Annotated in this window: 16 protein-coding genes; 13 read left to right on the top strand and 3 right to left on the bottom strand. The window is 41.4% G+C overall.

Annotated features, from left to right (window positions below; all coding sequences use genetic code 11):
- The first annotated feature begins 21 nt into the window (after nucleotides 1-21).
- The 4 genes from ACTHN6_RS16665 to ACTHN6_RS16680 are packed head-to-tail and all read left to right on the top strand — an operon-like array spanning nucleotide 22 to nucleotide 3,796.
- Entirely contained in the window at nucleotides 22-1,041 is a 1,020-nt protein-coding gene (locus ACTHN6_RS16665; protein WP_440436910.1) for a glycosyltransferase family 4 protein, read from the top strand.
- Nucleotides 998-1,849: a glycosyltransferase family 2 protein gene (locus ACTHN6_RS16670; protein ID WP_440436911.1), complete on the top strand. Its 852-nt coding sequence runs from the start codon at nucleotides 998-1,000 to the stop codon at nucleotides 1,847-1,849. Before ACTHN6_RS16665 ends, ACTHN6_RS16670 begins: the two co-directional genes overlap by 44 nt.
- Entirely contained in the window at nucleotides 1,821-2,603 is a 783-nt protein-coding gene (locus ACTHN6_RS16675; RefSeq protein WP_440436912.1) for a hypothetical protein, read from the top strand. The genes ACTHN6_RS16670 and ACTHN6_RS16675 overlap by 29 nt, the downstream gene beginning before the upstream one ends.
- Before the next feature lie 38 nt (nucleotides 2,604-2,641).
- A complete protein-coding gene (locus tag ACTHN6_RS16680; RefSeq protein ID WP_440436913.1) occupies nucleotides 2,642-3,796 on the top strand; it encodes an XrtY-associated glycosyltransferase XYAG1 in 1,155 nt (384 codons plus the stop codon).
- A 36-nt stretch (nucleotides 3,797-3,832) separates the two neighbouring features.
- On the opposite strand, the gene ACTHN6_RS16685 is transcribed toward ACTHN6_RS16680, so the two are convergent.
- Both ACTHN6_RS16685 and ACTHN6_RS16690 read right to left on the bottom strand, forming a co-directional pair.
- Nucleotides 3,833-6,460: a histidine kinase dimerization/phosphoacceptor domain -containing protein gene (locus ACTHN6_RS16685; protein WP_440436914.1), complete on the bottom strand. Its 2,628-nt coding sequence runs from the start codon at nucleotides 6,458-6,460 to the stop codon at nucleotides 3,833-3,835.
- Nucleotides 6,461-6,531: 71 nt separating this feature from the next.
- On the bottom strand, nucleotides 6,532-7,902 hold the full coding sequence (locus ACTHN6_RS16690) for a sigma-54-dependent transcriptional regulator (RefSeq protein WP_440436915.1): 1,371 nt from the start codon (nucleotides 7,900-7,902) through the stop codon (nucleotides 6,532-6,534).
- Nucleotides 7,903-8,241: 339 nt separating this feature from the next.
- Here ACTHN6_RS16690 and ACTHN6_RS16695 point away from each other — a divergent pair, with 339 nt between their 5' ends.
- From ACTHN6_RS16695 to ACTHN6_RS16730, 8 genes are all read left to right on the top strand, one after another.
- Entirely contained in the window at nucleotides 8,242-8,565 is a 324-nt protein-coding gene (locus tag ACTHN6_RS16695) for a hypothetical protein (RefSeq protein WP_440436916.1), read from the top strand.
- A gap of 35 nt (nucleotides 8,566-8,600) precedes the next feature.
- Entirely contained in the window at nucleotides 8,601-8,951 is a 351-nt protein-coding gene (locus tag ACTHN6_RS16700; protein ID WP_440436917.1) for a hypothetical protein, read from the top strand.
- Nucleotides 8,952-8,992: 41 nt separating this feature from the next.
- Nucleotides 8,993-9,979: an alpha/beta hydrolase gene (locus ACTHN6_RS16705; protein WP_440436918.1), complete on the top strand. Its 987-nt coding sequence runs from the start codon at nucleotides 8,993-8,995 to the stop codon at nucleotides 9,977-9,979.
- A gap of 88 nt (nucleotides 9,980-10,067) precedes the next feature.
- A complete protein-coding gene (locus ACTHN6_RS16710) occupies nucleotides 10,068-10,823 on the top strand; it encodes an SDR family oxidoreductase (RefSeq protein ID WP_440436919.1) in 756 nt (251 codons plus the stop codon).
- Nucleotides 10,824-11,011: 188 nt separating this feature from the next.
- The gene (locus ACTHN6_RS16715) at nucleotides 11,012-11,200 is read left to right on the top strand and encodes a hypothetical protein (RefSeq protein WP_440436920.1); all 189 of its coding nucleotides are present in this window, start codon (nucleotides 11,012-11,014) and stop codon (nucleotides 11,198-11,200) included.
- Nucleotides 11,201-11,251: 51 nt separating this feature from the next.
- Nucleotides 11,252-12,028: an alpha/beta fold hydrolase gene (locus ACTHN6_RS16720; protein WP_440436921.1), complete on the top strand. Its 777-nt coding sequence runs from the start codon at nucleotides 11,252-11,254 to the stop codon at nucleotides 12,026-12,028.
- Nucleotides 12,029-12,119: 91 nt separating this feature from the next.
- Nucleotides 12,120-12,650 carry a hypothetical protein gene (locus ACTHN6_RS16725; RefSeq protein WP_440436922.1) on the top strand — a complete coding sequence of 177 codons (531 nt, stop codon included), beginning with the start codon at nucleotides 12,120-12,122 and terminating at the stop codon, nucleotides 12,648-12,650.
- 161 nt (nucleotides 12,651-12,811) lie between these two features.
- Nucleotides 12,812-14,095: an NAD(P)/FAD-dependent oxidoreductase gene (locus ACTHN6_RS16730; RefSeq protein WP_440436923.1), complete on the top strand. Its 1,284-nt coding sequence runs from the start codon at nucleotides 12,812-12,814 to the stop codon at nucleotides 14,093-14,095.
- A 398-nt stretch (nucleotides 14,096-14,493) separates the two neighbouring features.
- On the opposite strand, the gene ACTHN6_RS16735 is transcribed toward ACTHN6_RS16730, so the two are convergent.
- Nucleotides 14,494-15,669 (bottom strand): LacI family DNA-binding transcriptional regulator, encoded by a 1,176-nt coding sequence (locus ACTHN6_RS16735; protein ID WP_440436924.1) that lies wholly within the window; start codon nucleotides 15,667-15,669, stop codon nucleotides 14,494-14,496.
- Nucleotides 15,670-15,943: 274 nt separating this feature from the next.
- Between ACTHN6_RS16735 and ACTHN6_RS16740 the strand changes: the two genes are divergently transcribed.
- Nucleotides 15,944-18,982 carry a SusC/RagA family TonB-linked outer membrane protein gene (locus tag ACTHN6_RS16740; RefSeq protein WP_440436925.1) on the top strand — a complete coding sequence of 1,013 codons (3,039 nt, stop codon included), beginning with the start codon at nucleotides 15,944-15,946 and terminating at the stop codon, nucleotides 18,980-18,982.
- Nucleotides 18,983-18,998 lie beyond the last annotated feature (16 nt).

Raw genomic sequence — 18,998 nt, forward strand, 5'->3', positions numbered from 1 at the left:
TGCTTTTTTTAAAGCAGTAGATTGAAAGATTTAGAAAAAATAAACGTCATCCATTTCCAGCGCAAACCCAGGCCTGGGTTTAATTTCAGCATAGAAAACATATTTGAAAACCTGCGTTATCAATTAAAAAGCAGGATTGATTTTAAGGTTGAAGTTTGCAGCCGGTTTAATGATGGTTACTTGTCTAAATTGATTAATATTATTCGTGCTGCTCTAAAGCAGCAAAAAGGCACAGTTGCACATATTACGGGCGAAGTATATTTCCTGAACTTGTTCATGCGTAAAAAAAATGTACTCCTTACCATACACGATTGCCGCTTTATGGAACGTAAAACCGGTTTCCAAAAAAAAATGATAGGCTGGTTATATTTAAAAGCCCCGGTTAAAAAAGCTGCTTACATAACAACGGTGTCAGAGGCTACAAAACAGGCGGTTATACAATACACGGGTTGTCAACCGGAGAAGATACAGGTGATACCGGTTGCTGTAAACGAAATCTTTCGGCCTGCCGCTAAAATCTTTAATAAAGATTGCCCGGTAATATTACAGGTAGGTGCGGCAGAAAACAAGAATATTGCAAGGCTGGCTGAAGCCCTGAAATCTTTGAATTGCAAACTGGTGATAGTGGGGAATGTTTCAGTGCAGGATTTAAAAATCCTTAAAGAAAACAGGATAGTTTATACTATTAAACAGGGTTTGTCAAATGAAGAATTATACGCTGAATATATAAATTGTGATGTGGTTTCATTTGTTTCAACATTCGAAGGCTTTGGCATACCCATCATAGAAGCCAATGTTGTTGAACGGCCGGTGCTTACCTCCAACATCTCGTCCATGCCGGAAATAGCGGAAAATGCTGCCTGTTTGGTTGATCCTTTTGATGTACAATCAATTCGCAACGGCCTGCTGAAAATTATCCATGATGACATTTACCGCGCTCAACTCATCATAAACGGGCAGCAAAATAAATTACGTTTCAATGAAAAAAACATAGCTGATGCTTACCATTCACTCTACACCAAAATTGCAGCCGGTTTTTAGTGCCGGTACATTAATTCCGGCTCAAACACTCACTGCAGTAATCCTAACCTGGAACGAAGAAGAAAATATAGCCAGAACACTCCATCATCTTACCTGGCTGGAAAAGATTATTGTTGTTGACAGCGGGAGTAACGATAAAACGGTGGAACTTATTAACAGCTTTCCCAATACAGAAGTGCATGTGCGAAAATTTGATACCCATGCACAGCAATGGAATTATGGCTTAAGCCTGTGTGATTGCGAATGGATATTAAGCCTGGATGCAGATTATATTCTCAGTTATGCTTTTATTGAAGAGATAAAACAAAAACTCACACAGGATCATATCTGCGCTTTTAATGCAGGGTTTGAATTTGTATTATTTGAAAAGCCATTGGCCAGCAATAATACTACGCCGAGACCCGTGTTGTTCAAACGCTGCAATTGTATTTATTACGACGACGGCCACACGCAGCGGCTCAGGATAAATGGCAAAATGGCTGACCTGAAAAATAAAATATTACATGATGACCGCAAACCATTAAGCCGGTGGTTGCTCAACCAGTCTGCCTACTCTGTGAAAGAAGCAACTATGCTGATGATTAAACCTGATGCAGAAATGTCTTTTCTTGAAAAGCTCAGGAAAAAAAGGATATACACGCCACTGATGATGTTTTTCTTTTGCCTGTTCAGAAAACGCATGATACTTAACGGGCAGCGTGGCTGGCATTATACTTTGCAAAGAACTATTGTGGAGATGCTGATTTCATTACGATTAACGGAAGAAAAGATTAATAAAAATGAATACCCTGAGCACACACACAAATAATGAATATGTGTTGCTCATGACGGCTTGCATCGAGCCAAAAAACCTTAACCGGCCTTCCTTCAGGGCTACTCCCCATGTCCGTTTAGAAGATTATAAAAAAGCATTTGAGTACTGGCTTAATTATCCCGATAAAAGGATCAAAGCAATTGTATTCGCGGAAAATTCAGGGTATGAACTAACTGAATTGAAGAAAATAGCTGATAGAGAAAATATATATAAACGTAATATTGAATTTCTTCAATTTGAAGAAACCGAACGTCTGCCAGGTGTTCATTACGGCTATTCAGATATGGAAATTATTGATCATGCCATTTATAATAGCAAGTTGATAATTTCCAATTCAATCATTATTAAAACAACAGGCAGATTATATTTTCCCAAACTAAACAAGCTGCTTGATTTGCAGGATAAAAATCAATATGACTTCTTTTCAGATGTCAGGGATTTCAGCTTTCGGAAGTTTGAGAAGCATTACATAGTTACAACCTTGCTCATTATAAAGCCAGCATTTTATAAGCAACATCTTTATGATATTAAAAGGGCGCTCACTGAAAATACAGCATCGCATATGGAGACTTTATACTTTAAAATATTAAGACCGCTCCGGCAATCAAATCGTATTCAGTTAGGATTTCCTTTTTTAATTAGTACAATTGGTATTGGAGCGCATTCCAACAGTGACTATGCTTCCTTAAAAAAAAGAATTGAAGCCATAGGTTTATTTATACTCAGAAGGATACTTCCTGCCTCATAATTGTTTGCAGTATGATATAAAACGCCCTGCGACTGTTCATGAAAATCCTTCACCTTGTTCCTTCCTATAAACCCGCATACATATATGGCGGCCCTGTTGAATCCATCGCCCATCTCTGCGAAACATTAACAGTGGCCGGGGAAGATATAACTGTATATACCACCACGGCCAACGGCAATACAGAATTAGAAGTTGATCCTGGAAAAATATATCTTGTTGAAGGGGTAAAGGTTATTTATTTTAAAAGACAAACAAAAGACCCACTACATTTTTCCATTGGCCTGCTCAAATGCCTGTATAAAAATGGCAAAACGTTTGATGTGGTACATATTCATTCCTGGTGGAACATGCCTGGTTTTGCGGGGCTTTTCATCTGCAAAAAAAAGAGGATAAAAGTTGTATTATCTCCAAGGGGCATGCTGAGTGATTATATCATTCGTCATTCCAACAGCCGGGTAAAGCAGTTTGCCCATCAGTTGTTTGGCAAATCATTATTGTCATATAGTTATTTCCATGCAACGGCTGCATCAGAAATGGAGGAATGCCGGCGGGTGATTCCGGGCTGGAAAGGTATGATGATATCAAATATCAATAACCTGCCTCAAATTAATATTATCAAGAAACAAAACCCGGTTTTTACGCTTCTTTTTCTCTCACGTATCCATCCTAAAAAAGGGCTTGAACTATTATTTCAAGCCATAGCCCGTATCAATGTGCCGGTTCATCTGCAGATAGCAGGCAGCGGCGATGAAACCTATATAAGCAGCCTGAAACAAAAGGCGGCTGATCTTGGCATAACAGGCAAACTGCAATGGATAGGGTGGAAGGAGCGTAAAGAGAAATTTGACGTATTAATGCAGGCAGATGTTTTTGTACTTCCCAGTTACAACGAAAATTTTGGCAACGTGGTAATCGAAGCGCTCCACGCCGGTACACCGGTACTTGTAACGGAAGGCGTGGCGTTAAGCGCATTTGTAAAAGAGCATGGCCTGGGATGGGTATGCAAGACAGAGCCCACTTCTATACAGGATGCGCTGGAAGCTGCAATGCAGGATAAGGCGAAGCGATGCGCCATTACCCAGGCAGCGCCTGGCATAGTAGAAAAATATTTTTCTCCCGAAGTCCTGATTAAACAATATCGTGATATATATAGGGAAGTGGTGAATCTGAAAATGCAGGTAACAAAAAAATAATATAGAAGAAATTTCCATCGTGCGGATTTCAGATGATTATACAGTTTGGGATTTATAATCAAAGATCACTTTAATATGTGTTCCGCTATTTGTTTCAATGCTGAAATTACCGCCGAGGTCACCGGCGAGTCCTTGTAACAATTCCATTCCCATAGAAGCGCCAATCCTGGTGTTAAAATCACCGGGAAGGCCCCGTCCGTTATCGGCAATGCGCAGCATCAGTTGTGTGGCTGAAATGCGGCTGAGCAAAATAGAAATTTGTTTGTCTTTCGTTTTGGTAAAAGCGTATTTAATGGCATTGGTAATGGCTTCATTTAAAATAAGCCCCAATGTAATGGCGGATGCATGGTTCAGCTCAACATTTTCTATTTGCAGAGAAAAGCCAATATTTTCCCGGATAGAATAGCTTTCACGAAGGTATTCCACCAGCTCGTAAATATATTCGGGCATGTGTATGGTGGACAGCGTTTCAGACTGGTAAAGCTTCTGGTGGATGATCGACATGGAATGAATCCTGTTCTGGCTGTCTTTTATGGCAGATAAAGCTTCTTTATTTTTAAGATAGCTCGATTGAATCTCGAGCAAGCTTGCCACAATGTGGAAGTTGTTTTTAACACGATGATGAATCTCCTTCACCAGCCATTCCTTTTCAGTCAGTAATTGGTCTTTTTCTCCAATGAGTGCATCTTTTTGCAGTAGTAAAAGATCCTTGTCTGTAAGCAATTCAGATAAATGCTCATTTTTTTGTTTAATCTGCTCCTGTTGCGCATGCAGCACCTGCTGCTGGTAGCGCAGTTGCCGGTTTACACGTTGTTTCAGGTTGTAACGGTTAAAACCGAGTACAAGTATAGCCGCCAGTAAACCCGTGCCCACAATAAATGCATTGCGCTGGTTTTGCTGCGCCCTGTTTTGTTCTTTCAGCAGTGCAATATTCTTTTCTTTGATCTTGATGTCCTGCTCTTTTTTAGCTGTTTCGTACTGAATGCTCAGCTGTGCAATCTGTTTACTTTTTGTTGCATTGAAGATGGAATCCTGAAGTGCTTTATACTGCTGGTAATGGTGGATCGCCCCGGAATAATTTTGCCGCGCCGAATCTACCTTAAACCACATTAAGTGAACGCCTGCTAAATAATTTGGGAGTATTTGCTGAGGGGTAGCTTTCAGCAGCTGCTCCAGGTAAGGCTCTGCCTTGGAGTAATGAGCGTTTTCAACATAAAACCGGCTGATGCCCTGGCAGGCCACATATTGAAACCGCAAGGATGATTGCCTGCTCCAGGCCACGCTTTCAAGATAATACTTCTCCGCTCTCGCATATTGGCCGAGTGCATTATAGCAGGAGCCCAGGCTTTGCGCTATATACATTTTATCTTCTGTGTTGCATAACAGGCGCCGGTCTATTATTTCATACAATAAGGCCAGGGCATCCCCTGCTTTTTTCTGTTTGATTAAGGCAACGGTCATTCGCCTGGCCATGCCCACCTGAAGAAGCTCGCCTTTCTGATGGCTGATAGCTATAGATTGTTTATGATATGCTATGCTTTTATCAAACTGCCCCAATTCCCAATAGGCATTGCCAAGACGGAAATAAGTGTAGTCGAGTTCCCCGGTCATATTGCTGTTTTCAACATCATCTACCACTTTGAGTATGTAAAACAGTTTTTGATTCAGGTTCCCCTTATCCTGGTTTATATCGGAGAGCAGGTAATAGGCATTGGACAGGTATCCATAATCAGCGGGGGCATCATAAATGCTTTGTTCAGCAAAACGCTTACAGGCGCGGGAAATGGCAGGATAGCCTATTTTTTTTTGAATTGCCAAGGCAGCTTCCGCTTCTTCTTCCGCCTGCACGGCATGACCGTTATTCAGGTATTTATACCCCATTTCCAGGCGGATAATGGCTTCCAGCGCCAGGTCGCCGATTTGCTGTGAAAGTTCCAGCGCCTCTTTTAAAACGGTTATATTTTCTGTGCAGTTATCACAAAATGTAGCCGCTGCCATTCTCAGGCATGCATTAAGCGCCCCGGCTTTGTCCCCGGCCTGTTGGCGGGGTTCAATAACCTGCTTAAAGCAGGTTTTTCCTTTTTCCCAATTATCATTTAGCAGGTAAACTATCCCAAGCAGGCACAGGCTTTCCTCCTTTAATTGCCTGTTACCAATGTTATCACTTTCTTGTCCTGCCTCTTGAAAAAATATAATGGCGCTATCCCGGTTACCTTTTTGCAGGTAAGGGGTACGAAGCATGCTTTTCCCCAGTTCCATCAGCAGCTTTATTCTAAGCGCCCCGGCGGCATTTGCCGGCAATTGCCGTACCCCCGTGCTGTTTTGCTGTTTAATATAAATCCTGCCCTTTAAAAAAATGGCATCTTCCTGCCCCTTGGTAAACCCGGTTTGTTGAGAAAGGTGTAGTGCCTGGCTAACAAGCAAGAGTGCACTATCCAAATCATGATCCGGGTTCAATGTTCTATTAAAATATAGGGTGCTTAACCGCAACAGCATTTGCACTCTCTGGGTATCTGCCATACCAGAGCGGAGCTGCTTAATAATGGTAGCGGCCTCGCCCGGCCCGGCTGGTTGCGCCTGTGCGGCTTGAAGCAGGATGATTGCAGGCATAATAAGCAGCATGCGAATAACCGGGCAATGTTGTATAGAATATGCTGGTTGCATTTACCGTTTTAAATTACTTGGCCGGGCAGCGCTTCAGAAATTCGCTTTACCTTCTGCTAATGTCTTACCAATCATCTCCTCTCAATACCCAGCTTTTTCATCCGGGAGTTTAATGTATTAACATTAATATCCAGTATTTCAGCAGCGCCGCCTTTCCCGGAAATCTTCCAGTTGCAGCTTTCAAGTACAGCAAGAATATGGTCGCGTTCATTCTCCATCATGGTTTTAAACCCGTTTTTATTACCCGCGACAGAGCTGGATCGCTTGGAAAGCGGCATGTCGGGCAAATCAATAACATTTCCTTTTGCAAGCACTATATTTCGCTGGATGGCATTTTCCAATTCCCTTATATTACCCGGCCAGTCGTATTGCATAAGTTTGTTGATGGCTTCCGCCGACAACACAGCAGCGGGTTTGCCTGCGGCTGCGCTGTATTTCTTTAAAAAATAATTGGCCAAAAGTGGTATATCTTCTTTTCTTTCATACAACGCCGGCATGAGCAGGGGAAAAACATTCAGCCGGTAATAAAGATCTATACGGAAACGCCCGGCGGCTACTTCTTCTTCCAGGTCTTTATTGGTGGCGGCAAGCACCCGCACGTTGATCTTTTTTGGCTTACCGCCAATTGGTTCAATTTCTTTTTCCTGCAATACTCGCAAAAACTTCACCTGCAATTCAAGCGGCAGCTCGCCAATTTCATCCAGGAAAATTGTTCCCCCGTCTGCCAGTTCAAACTTACCTTCCCTTTTTGTAATGGCGCCAGTGAATGAACCCTTTTCATGACCGAATAAATCAGATTCAATTAAATTGGCAGGCAATGTTCCGCAATTAACAATAACAAATGGTTTATACCGCCGGGCCGAAGCCTTGTGAATGGAATGTGCAATCAGTTCTTTACCGGTACCGCTTTCGCCCAGTATAAGCACGGAAGTATCTGTGCCGGCAACCATTGTAGCACGTTCCAGCGTTTCGATGAATTTACGGCTTTTACCAATAAGGTTGCTGAATTCAGTAGGAAGTATAACGGGCGCCGCTGTTCGCGATGAAGGGATATTAATTTTTTCGGCCTGCCGGTTTTTATGCAGGTATAGAGCCACATCAAGCATAATCAACACGTCTCTTGCACGAAAAGGTTTTACCATAAAACCATAAGGTTTTGTGGGCTTTGCCTGTTCCAGTATCTGCCTGTTGGAATTGGCGGACAAATAAACAAACGCCATATTCTTTTGGTTCAGTATTACACCAAGATCGATCCCCGTGCCTTCTCCCTGCAAAAAAATATCAACCAGTACAAGATCGGGTTTTTCTTTTTCAATTATTGACAAGGCAGCAGTTACTGATCTTGCAATAGTGCAAGTGGAGTAACCTGCATTCGTGAGTATAACATTAAGGCTCTTTGCTTCAATAAACTGGTCTTCTACTATCAGGATCTTAGCTTTCAAATCAAGACTGTTTTAGTGTATGCAATAAGTTCTTATTCTTAGCAACAAAATTACAACAGTTATATCTCGCAATCATAAAACATTCTGTTCCAACACTCTATCACACGATTATTTTCAATAATTATTGATATAACAATAATTTATTGCGGCGATAAAAATTAAAATGCTGCAAACCAATCGTATAAAATATTGGCATATTCTTCGATCGCCACAAAAGAATTTTTAATAAGCCCCGGAACGGAAAAACATAAAAGCAAACACTGTACACTTTGAACAGGAACTGCTTTAAAAGATGCAGGGGCACATAAGAAACGATACAATTAAAACAAAAACAATTATATGTCAATATATGCTGCCAGCAATGGTTTGGTATCAGTTGATGTGCTGAATGAGCTCAAAAGAAAGGAATACAAACTGGAGTTTAGGAGAGAGGCTTCCTGTATTTATTGCGATGCGCTGCAACAATGGATCTTGCCTGCAGATTTTAAGGTTGATGCGTGGTATTACTTCGGTGAAACAGCAATGCCTGATGCAGACCGTATGCTGTATGCCATCTCTGTATTGCACGGGCCAAAAGGTTTTTTAATAGATGCCTGTAATGCGTATATGGATAACATCAGCCCGGATATGCTGAAAAAATTAAAAACCGGCTTAGGGTTATAAGGGCAACAGATTATTAAACAACGAAACCATAAAACATGAAAAACTTTGAAACACCCGCCGATGCAATGCAGGACCTGCGGCAAAGAGGTTATGAAGCCGACTTTGATTTGCAGTTGGATTGCTTGTATTGCAGCAGCCTCGACCTTCGGTTATATGAAGAAGAATTTAATGTGGATGAAGTGTATCATTTTAAGGGAAGCCCAAAGGCCGGCGATAACACTGTGGTCTATGCACTCACTTCTCCCACGGGTGTAAAAGGCATTATTATAGACGGGCCTGAAACAACGATACCGGATAACAGTTGCGATATAACCAAGAGACTTCAAAACCGCCTGGCAGCGGCAGGGCTTAGCAACCCGCCTGTTGCCCGCGAAATAAATGTATAAAGCATCATCATTTTCATTTTATAAATCCAAATAAATTAGTCATGACACAACTTAACAAATCTGTAAAAGCGGAAGACGATCCCCGCATTTTTAAAGAGGTAAGAGCATTTCTTAAAGCGCTTAATTCAGGCACAGGCAAGCCCATTGAACAACTTAGCCCTGCGGCGGCACGGCAGGTATTAACTGATGCGCAAAATTCCGTTACCCCGGATTATTCAGGTATTGAAGAATCCGAAAGCACCATTACACAGGACGGGATACATGTAGATATACACATTACAAAACCCGCGGGAATTGGGCCAGACGCACCGGTGTTTATTTTCATTCATGGCGGCGGATGGGTGTTGGGAGATTATCCCACCCACAGGAGGCTGGTGAGAGACCTGGTGATAGCCAGTGGCGCCGTTGCCGTATTCCCGGATTATACGCCTTCGCCTGAAGCCCGTTATCCAACTGCTATTAATCAGATCTATGCCACGGTAAAATGGACATCTGAGCATGGTAAAGAAATTGGTGTAAATGCAAAAAATCTTGCGGTGGTGGGCAACAGCGTGGGCGGTAATATGACAGCTTCAGTGGTGCTGATGGCAAAAGAAAAGAAGGGCCCTGCTATTAAGCTGCAGGTATTATTGTGGCCTGTTACCGATGCCAATTTTGAAACCGGCTCTTACAATAAGTTGGGAGAAGGCAGGTTCCTTACAAAAAATATGATGATATGGTTCTGGGATAATTATTTACCTGATAAAGACAAACGCAAAGAAATATATGCTTCGCCCTTGCAGGCAAGCATTGAACAGTTGAAAGGCCTTCCGCCGGCCCTTATTCAAACGGCAGAAAATGATGTGCTGCGCGATGAAGGCGAAGCTTATGCCCGTAAACTGAATGAAGCCGGTGTTGAAGTAACATTCACCCGTTACGGGGGTTTAATTCATGATTACGGTTTGTTAAACCCGCTTTCATCAGTTCCTGCTGTTAAAACAGCCTTATTGCAGGCTGCATCAGTTATAAAGGCAACCCTGAGCAGTTAAGGCGTTACAGGCTTATCAACAGCAGTTAATAGCATTTACCACAAAAGTTTTTCTCAATATAAATCTTGTAAAACATAAAAAATCAAACATGAAAATTACAGTAATCGGCGGCACCGGGCTTATTGGTTCAAAACTCGTAAACCAGCTTCGCCAGCTTGGGCACACGGTTTTAGCAGCATCACCTAATTCAGGCGTAAATACTATAACAGGTGAGGGGCTTAATGAAGCACTGAAAGATGCGGATGTGGTTGTGGACGTTTCCAATTCGCCTTCATTTGAAGATGAAGCCGTAATGGATTTCTTTCAAACCTCCACATTGAATTTGCTGTCTGCGGCCACCTATGCAAACGTGAAGCATTATGTGGCTTTATCCATTGTTGGCACAGACAGGCTGCCCGGCAGCGGTTACCTGCGTGCAAAAAACAGGCAGGAAGACTTAATTAAACATGGCGGCATTCCCTACACCATTTTACGTTCTACCCAGTTTTTTGAATTTGCAGGCCGCATAGCCGAGGAGGGCACAAACGGTAATGAAGTACATATTTCAACGGGTGGCATACAGCCCATTGCTTCAGATGAAACAGTGGCTGCGCTGGCGGATATTGTTGTCAGCCAGCCATTAAACGGCATTGTTGAAGTAGGCGGGCCTGAACGCATGCCAATGTCTGAATTCATTCGCTATTATCTGGATATAACTGAAGATCCGCGCCAACTGGTTGCTGATATGCATGCACTTTATTTCGGCGTTGAACTAAATGATACTTCGCTTGTAACAGGAGATCATGCACGTCTTGGAAAAATTAAATATGAAGACTGGTTAAGCAAACAATTGATGAAGGCTTAGTTATTCCTGCCTTTCGTAACAAAGATGACGGGTGCCAGTTCGTTGAGGCGGTTGTAAGAGGCATGCACTTTCCACCCGTTCGTGCACGGGACAAACTCACGCCGGCGCGGCGTCTCCGCGAAAAACCGGTCAACTACACAACGATACGACAGGCTGATTTTTATATCACACAAATAAAAGATCATATAATGAACACCGTTTTTTCATCGCATAAAAGCAGCCCTGATTTTGAACAGAATTCATCCGAGGATATCCAGAAAAGCATCTATCCTTTCCTGCATGAAATAAACATAACAGATGGAGGTGAGTTTCTGGATGACCTTATACGAATGAATGAACAGCCACTTGGCGAAACAATGTACAGGGAGCACGCATAAGCTCTTTGGAATTGTTTTTAATCTAATTTCTTAACAACAAAAATTAATGTTATGCTTACTGTTAAACAATTAAATCCGTCAGCCACAACGGAGGCGGGTACTGCCGCCACGCTGCCACAGGATGTAAAACCCAAACTGAAAGTAAAAGGCGTAAAAAATATTGTGCTGGTTCATGGCGCATTTGCCGATGGCTCCAGTTGGGCAAAGGTTATTCCTTTACTGCAGGCAAAAGGATATAATGTAATTGCGGTGCAAAACTCGCTCACTTCACTGGAAGATGATGTGGCGGCTGCAAAAAGGGCCATCGACCTTATGGATGCGCCTATTTTGCTTGTGGCACATTCCTATGGCGGCATGGTAATTACAGAAGCCGGTAATGATCCTAAAGTAGTTGGGCTGGTGTATGTTGATGCATTAATCCCAAATGATAACCAATCGGTAGTGGATGTAATACAGCCATATCCGCCTTCCCCGGGCAATGCAGAATTTAAGCAGGATGCTGCGGGATTTTTAAGCTTATCATTTAAAGGGATTGATTCCTTTTTTGCACAGGACCTTTCTGAACAGGAAAGGAAAATATTATTTGCTACGCAAACACCATGGGCGGCGAAAGGCACAGTTACCAAAATTTCAAAAGCAGCATGGAAAAATAAACCGTCATGGTGCATTATTGGTTTAAATGACGAAACAGTGCCGCCGGCATTAACCCGGGCTGAAGCAAAAATGATCAATGCAACGGTGCTTGAATTGGAATCAAGTCATGTTCCTATGTTATCGCAGCCCGGTAAAGTGGCTGAATTCATTATGGGTGCAGCAGAAACGCTGTAATGCATTTGCATAAAATACAGATGATACACTGCTTTATTGCGCACCACACTATTGGAATGTCTTTGATCCGGACAAGGGCATTACAATAGTTATGCAATCATCAAGACTTTATATTATTGAAACAAAGCATACACATTGTTTTATTATCAATCATCCAAAAATTTATACACCACATTGTTTTTTAACAGGCACAGGCGTTAGCAGCAGCACGGACAATCACCAATCCATATTCATCAATACCGGCCACTGTCTTTTTATAACGGATGTTGAAGAAACATCCAGGTTGGCATCAGCGGTTGCAAATAACAAATCCATTTCTACTGATAAAAATTATTATACTATGATTATAGATACCATTACTGATCTTCAGAACCGCGGGTTTACAATGGACTTTAACCTGCTTGGCAACAAGTTGTTTTGCCCACAAACAAAATGTTTCATTAACAGCGACGAGTTTGACATAGTGGAAGTGTACAGCTTTGAGGATGATATGGTGAATTTAGGCGAAACGGTTTTATACGCTATTGAATGTTTTGCTTTTACCGCAAAGGGCATTTTATTAGAAACTGGACATGCTAATGCCAGTATATTATTATCAAAAATCAAAAAATTCTGGAAGTGAAATATGTGAGGTTTACAATCTTACAAAGGCTGAAAAATCTTCAAGACATTAAAGATGAATAAATTTATACCGGCTATTCCTTTTTGATGGCGGAATATTTGACTGGCTTTTCGTTATAAAATATTGCTAGCCTTATTTCTCTTAAACAAAAAATTTTTTCAATGGATTCTCCGGGTATTAAACATATAGTAGTGATTGGCGGCGGCTTTTCAGGTTTGAATTTTATTAAAACACTTGCCAATAATAAACACTATACAATCACGCTGGTTGATAAAAATAATTATAATCAATTTACACCATTGGTTTACCAGGTGGCAACAGGGTTTCTTGAACCTTCCAATATCAGTTACCCGTTCAGGAAATTTTTAAGGAAGAGAAAGAATATCCGCTTTCATTTAGGCGAACTGAAAAAAATTAGTGCAACAGAACATAAGATTTATTTGAACAATGCCACACTTGAATATGACTATCTCGTACTTGCATTCGGTTCTATATCCAACTTTTTTGGTAATGATATTTTAAAGCGCAATACAATCCCCATGAAAACTTTAACGGATGCGCTGGGCATGCGGAATACTTTATTGCAATCGCTCGAAGAAGCCTGCAATACAACAGATGAAACGCTGCGGAGAAAATTATTAACGATTGTTGTGGCAGGTGGCGGGCCCACAGGTGTTGAAGTATCGGGCATGCTGGGCGAAATGAGAAAGAATATCATTCAAAAAGATTATCCTGAGCTAAAAAATGCAACGGTGGATATTTATGTTGTTGACGGAGCGAAAGCCTTGCTCAGCCAGATGAGTAAACAGGCACAACTTGATGCAACAAAAACACTGGAAAAATTAGGTATAAAAATTATTACAAACACATTCATCAACAGCTATGAAAACGATGAAGTGAAACTATCAAGCGGCAACATCATTCAAACAAAAAATCTTATCTGGGCTGCGGGTGTAACGGGTAATATAATTGAAGGCATTCCGGTATCTGCTTATGGTCGTGGTAAAAGAATAATGGTGGATGAATATAATCGCGTAGCACAACTGGATGATGTGTATGCTGTTGGTGATAATTGTTTGCTGACGGGAGATACAAAATTCCCGGAAGGGCATGCACAGTTAGCGCAGCCTGCTATTCAGCAGGGCACGCATCTTGCAAAAAATTTTAAAGCGATAGCAAAGGGAAAAGCGCCACAGCCTTTTGCTTATCACGACAAAGGTGTGATGGCAATCATAGGCAAGAACCGTGCGGTAGTTGACCTTGAAAAACCAAAAATGCATGTAGGCGGTTTTCCCGCATTATTAATATGGCTGTTTATACATATCGCTTCTCTAATTGCATTTGATAATAGATTAAAGACTTTATACAACTGGATTATTGGGTACTTTACAAAAGATCAATCGTTAAGAATGGTTATAAAAACGAATGATAAAGTGCAGAGCTGAATATACCTCCGCCATAAATGCACGGTAAGTCTCGCCGTTCTCATCTATTTGCATTAAAAGAACAGTTCATGAATTTATCAGCTGCAGAAAGGGCTAAGCTGATTAAGTTTTTGAATAGTCTTTGATTTCATCCGGAACTTTCTTGTACGGTTATTGCATCACAATTCATTACTTTAACCGTCGGTGCTTAAATGGCTTCTGTAAGTTTCCCTGTTATTTAAATTTTATACTGTATCGAAATATTGCGATGATTGGCACTAATAATCTTCTATAATATTAATTGGCATCTTAACGCTTTTCGTTAATCCATTCAGGGACATTTTTAAATATTGACTGTTTCATTATTGATTCTTGAATATGGCTTACCAAGATGGATGGTGGAGATTTTTATTGGTTAATTACGATATATCATTCATAACAGATGATTTTCTCACAACCAATTTTGTATTAAGTGATAAATAGGCCGGGGTTGATTTACCGATGTGTCCGTTTAATTTATCAATTAATAACTGCATTGCTTTTCTGCCCATTTCAGCCACTGGCTGTTCTACGGTTGTCAAGGCAGGTTCAATAATAGCTGCAATGGGATCGTTACTAAAACCAACTACACCCAAATCTTCCGGGATATCAATGCCTTTATTTTTAGCCACAAGCATTAACTGGATAGCGGCAGGATCATTTACACAAAAAACAGCGTCCGGCGGTGTTGTTAGTTCCAATAATTGCTTCGCACTTTTTATAGCGGCCTGTTTTGAAAGATCGCAGCTTGTAATCAATTCATCTAATATTGGAAGTTTGTGTTTCTTTAAAGCGTCTTTATAACCGTTTAAACGGTTATGGCTTAACCGCAGATTGGCAGGGCCACCTATATGTGCAATGCGCCTGTACCCGCTTTTTATAAGATGTTCCGTTGCTTTAAAAGCTCCATTATAGTCATTCACCAAAACCTTGGGCACATTCATTTCATCGCAAACCCTGTTAAAGAAAACAACAGGAATGCCGTGTCTTTCAAACCGTTTGTAATGATCAAAGTTTTTTGTTTCGCGTGTCATGGATATCAGCACGCCATCCACCCTGTTGGCTATTAAAACATTGGCATTGGAAACCTCTGTTTCATATGACTCCTGCGATTGACAAATAATAACATTATAGCCGGCCGCTGATGCAATCTGCTGCGCGCCGATAATAACCGTTGGAAAGAAATAAGTAAGAAATTCAGGTACGATAATACCTATGGTATTGGTTTTGTTTTGTACAAGGCTTTTAGCAAGCAGGTTAGGCTGGTAGTCTAATTCTTTTGCCATTTGCAGTACTGCCCGACGGGTTTGCTCATTAATATCGCTATGTTCATGTAATGCCCTTGACACCGTTGACTTGGAAACATTCAATGCCTTAGCGATATCCGCTATGGTTGCTATATGCCTCTTATGGTTGTTATCCAATAAATCTTTCTTATCTGTATCATGTATGGTGAAATAAATATTACACTCTTTACAGTAATACCGCTGCTTACCCCTGAGCTTTCCGGATTTTGAAATGGCATGCACCATATTGCACTTAACACATCGTATCATCAGCATTAAAATTCGTTAGACCGATCAATCATAGCTGCTAAACGGGATAAAAATAATGATTTGCCCGACAGGCCTGCAACGATATTTTGCCGGTACATTTTTCTTTGGTTTAAATTTTTTCTAATAATCGTAGCTACCGGTTTCGTTTGCGGTATCGTTACCGGTATATCCTGTTGACTAAAACGGGTACAAAACTGTTGTTCAAATCCCGCTGCTTCTATTTTTGCCCGCGTTATTCAATACTGCTTATTTAACAAAAAAGACGATTGCATATATGAAAACTTTACTGTCATTTAAAGCGCTGTTATCTTTAACATTCGTAGTACTATTTCTTTGCAGCCTGTCTGTAAGCCCGGTTGCTGCGCAGCATATTTTAGCGAAAGTTTCCGGTAAGGTTTTAAGCGACAGCGGTGTTGCTTTGGAAGGCGTTACGGTTACAGTTAAAAACATAGCCAGAGCCACAGCTACCGACGCTTCCGGCTCATTTACGTTAACCAATGTAAGTGACAATGCTGTGTTGAGCTTTTCTTACCAGGGTTATGAACAACAGGAGGTAAGGCTTGATGGCAAAACCACTGTAGCTGTTACACTTGTTACCACTGTTAAAAATCTATCAGATGTGGTAGTGGTTGGTTACGGAACGCAGCGAAAGTCTGCCACCACAGGTTCTATCGCTTCTGTTAAGGCGGATGAAATAACCCAAACACCAGTTGCCAATATTGCGCAGGGCCTTGCTGCAAGGGCTTCCGGCGTGCAGATCACTCAAAACAGCGCCGCGCCTGGTGGTAACATCAGTGTAAGAATAAGAGGTACCAACTCTATTAATGGTTCCTCCGAACCCTTGTATATAATTGATGGTATACAGATCACGAACTCCGGTGGCGTTAATGATGTAAGCCCTTTATCCACTATTAATCCAAGCGATATTGAATCTGTTGAAATTTTGAAAGACGCATCTTCAACGGCTATTTACGGTGCAAGGGCCGCTAATGGCGTGGTGCTGATTACTACAAAAAGAGGCAAAAGAGGGGTAAGCCGTGTTCAGCTTGAAACATACCAGGGCATACAAAATATTACCAAAACGCTTGCTATGATGAATGCGGCAGAATTTGCTGATCTTGAAAATGACATATATAAGAGTGAGATTTATCCTGACCCCAAATCATTGGGCAATGGCACCGACTGGCAGGATATCATATACCGGCAGGCGGGTATGCAGAATTATCAGGCTTCTGTAAGCGGGGGTTCTGAAAAAACGAACTTCTCTTTATCTGCGAACTATTTTGACCAGGACGGCATCGTCATCAATTCCAATTTTAAACGTTATTCATTGAGAGCCACACTGGATCATACTATCAGTAACCGTTTTAAAGTGGGAGCCAGTATGCTTACAAGTTACAGTATCAATAACAAGATCCCCACAGGTTTGAGTTCAATGGACGGCTCGCTTGTTACACAAGGCATAGTAGGCGCCACACTGGGAGCGCCGCCAACATTGGTTCCATATACGGAAGATGGCAAAATATACCCTTTTGCCGACCAGTTTAACGGCCGTTACAGGGAAATATCAAATCCGTTGGGACTGGCAGAAATACTCAACAGGAATGCTATTCGCAGAACATTGGCCAATGTATATTTTAATGCAAAAATCATTAATGGGTTAACGTATAATGCTTCGTTTAATGCAGATATAGGTTCTACCTTAACGGATTATTATTCTCCTTTATACATATTGGCGAAAGTGGAAGTGAACCCCAATTCCGGTTCAGGCAGCAAGGCCAACGCCAACACATTATCATGGCTGCATGAAAGTGTGCTTACCTATAATAAAAATTTTGGCGACCATGCCTTTAAGTTTACCGGATTATATGCTATACAGAATGATCTTTATAATACCAATTCCATCAGTGCTTCCGGTTTTCCCAATGATGCCACTTTAAATGAAGCCTTACAGCTTGCTATCAACAGAACGGTATCTGCTTACAGGTCGAAGGAGGCGCTTAATTCTTTCATGGGCCGTATCAACTATGGATTCAAAAACAAATACCTGCTTGATATAACCGCACGTTATGACGGCGCTTCAAAATTCGGGGCCAATCATAAATGGGGTTTCTTTCCGGCTGTGGCCGGCGCATGGCGCATTATTGAAGAGGGTTTTATGAAAGACAGTAAAGTCTTCAGCGATCTTAAATTAAGGGCCACTTATGGTGTAACCGGTAATGCAGGCGCTATCTCTCCATATCAATCATTAGCGCTGGAAGGTTCCGGCAGCAATTATGAATTTGATCATGTTTATACAACAGGCATAAGCCCGACAGGCATTCCCAATGCTGATCTCCGCTGGGAAAAATCAGCGCAAACAGATATCGGTCTTGACATTGGTTTGTTTAACAGGATAAACATTGCCATGGATTATTATGATAAAACCACAAAAGATCTGTTATTTGTAAAGAACCTTCCCTTGTCTTCAGGCTATGCTTCTGTTACCGGCAATTTCGCCAGCATTCGCAATAAAGGATTTGAGTTTTCGGTGGATGCAAACATCTTGGACGGCGCATTTAAATGGAATGCAAACGCCAATCTTACGATCAACAGGAATAAGTTATTAGGCCTTGAAGGCGGTGTAGATGAATACGTGCTGAACCCATACAGCGTTTTAAAAGTAGATGAACCACTGGGAATATTTAAAACGTATGTGTTTGATGGTATTTATCAAACAGGGGATTCTGTATTGCCTGGCAGCGGTTCAAGAGTTGGCGGTGTGCGGGTAGCTGATTTAAATAGCGACGGACAGATAACTGCCGATGATCAAAAGATAACAGGTAACGCCAACCCTTCATTCATTTTCGGTTTCTCCACTAATCTCAGTTATAAAAATTTTGATCTTTCCATATTTCTGTCAGGAGTACAGGGCAATAAGATCTTTAACCTGAGCAGATACACTTTCGAAAATGGTTTGGGTGGAAGAAATGTAGTAAAGGGATTGGTGAACAGGTGGTCGGAAACCAATCCTGGTAATGAATATGCCAGCGGTTTCCAGGGGGGAAGACTACCGGTATCAAACAGGTTTGTGGAAGATGGCTCTTACATACGCATGAAGAATATAACATTAGGATACAGGCTGCCCCAGGTAAAGTTTATTAATACTGCAAGAATTTACGCAAGTGCCAATAACCTGTTCCTTATAACAAAATATTCCGGTTATGATCCTGAAGTAAACACTTTCGGCGGCTCCAATACGGTTATTGGCGTTGATAACCTGGTATACCCGGCTGCAAGAACATTTGTGTTTGGCCTGCAGGTTACTTTTTGATCATAATTCTATCGCT

The organism is Parafilimonas sp., from assembly GCF_051953455.1.
Classification (GTDB): Bacteria; Bacteroidota; Bacteroidia; order Chitinophagales; family Chitinophagaceae; genus Parafilimonas.

Bases quoted from the DNA above. Each gene is read 5' to 3' on its own strand.
- ACTHN6_RS16670 (WP_440436911.1), top strand. From the start codon at position 998: ATGCTTACCATTCACTCTACACCAAAATTGCAGCCGGTTTTTAGTGCC.
- ACTHN6_RS16675 (WP_440436912.1), top strand. From the start codon at position 1,821: ATGAATACCCTGAGCACACACACAAATAATGAATATGTGTTGCTCATG.
- ACTHN6_RS16680 (WP_440436913.1), top strand. From the start codon at position 2,642: ATGAAAATCCTTCACCTTGTTCCTTCCTATAAACCCGCATACATATAT.
- ACTHN6_RS16685 (WP_440436914.1), bottom strand. From the start codon at position 6,460: ATGCAACCAGCATATTCTATACAACATTGCCCGGTTATTCGCATGCTG.
- ACTHN6_RS16695 (WP_440436916.1), top strand. From the start codon at position 8,242: ATGTCAATATATGCTGCCAGCAATGGTTTGGTATCAGTTGATGTGCTG.
- ACTHN6_RS16700 (WP_440436917.1), top strand. From the start codon at position 8,601: ATGAAAAACTTTGAAACACCCGCCGATGCAATGCAGGACCTGCGGCAA.
- ACTHN6_RS16705 (WP_440436918.1), top strand. From the start codon at position 8,993: ATGACACAACTTAACAAATCTGTAAAAGCGGAAGACGATCCCCGCATT.
- ACTHN6_RS16710 (WP_440436919.1), top strand. From the start codon at position 10,068: ATGAAAATTACAGTAATCGGCGGCACCGGGCTTATTGGTTCAAAACTC.
- ACTHN6_RS16715 (WP_440436920.1), top strand. From the start codon at position 11,012: ATGAACACCGTTTTTTCATCGCATAAAAGCAGCCCTGATTTTGAACAG.
- ACTHN6_RS16720 (WP_440436921.1), top strand. From the start codon at position 11,252: ATGCTTACTGTTAAACAATTAAATCCGTCAGCCACAACGGAGGCGGGT.
- ACTHN6_RS16725 (WP_440436922.1), top strand. From the start codon at position 12,120: ATGCAATCATCAAGACTTTATATTATTGAAACAAAGCATACACATTGT.
- ACTHN6_RS16730 (WP_440436923.1), top strand. From the start codon at position 12,812: ATGGATTCTCCGGGTATTAAACATATAGTAGTGATTGGCGGCGGCTTT.
- ACTHN6_RS16735 (WP_440436924.1), bottom strand. From the start codon at position 15,669: ATGATACGATGTGTTAAGTGCAATATGGTGCATGCCATTTCAAAATCC.
- ACTHN6_RS16740 (WP_440436925.1), top strand. From the start codon at position 15,944: ATGAAAACTTTACTGTCATTTAAAGCGCTGTTATCTTTAACATTCGTA.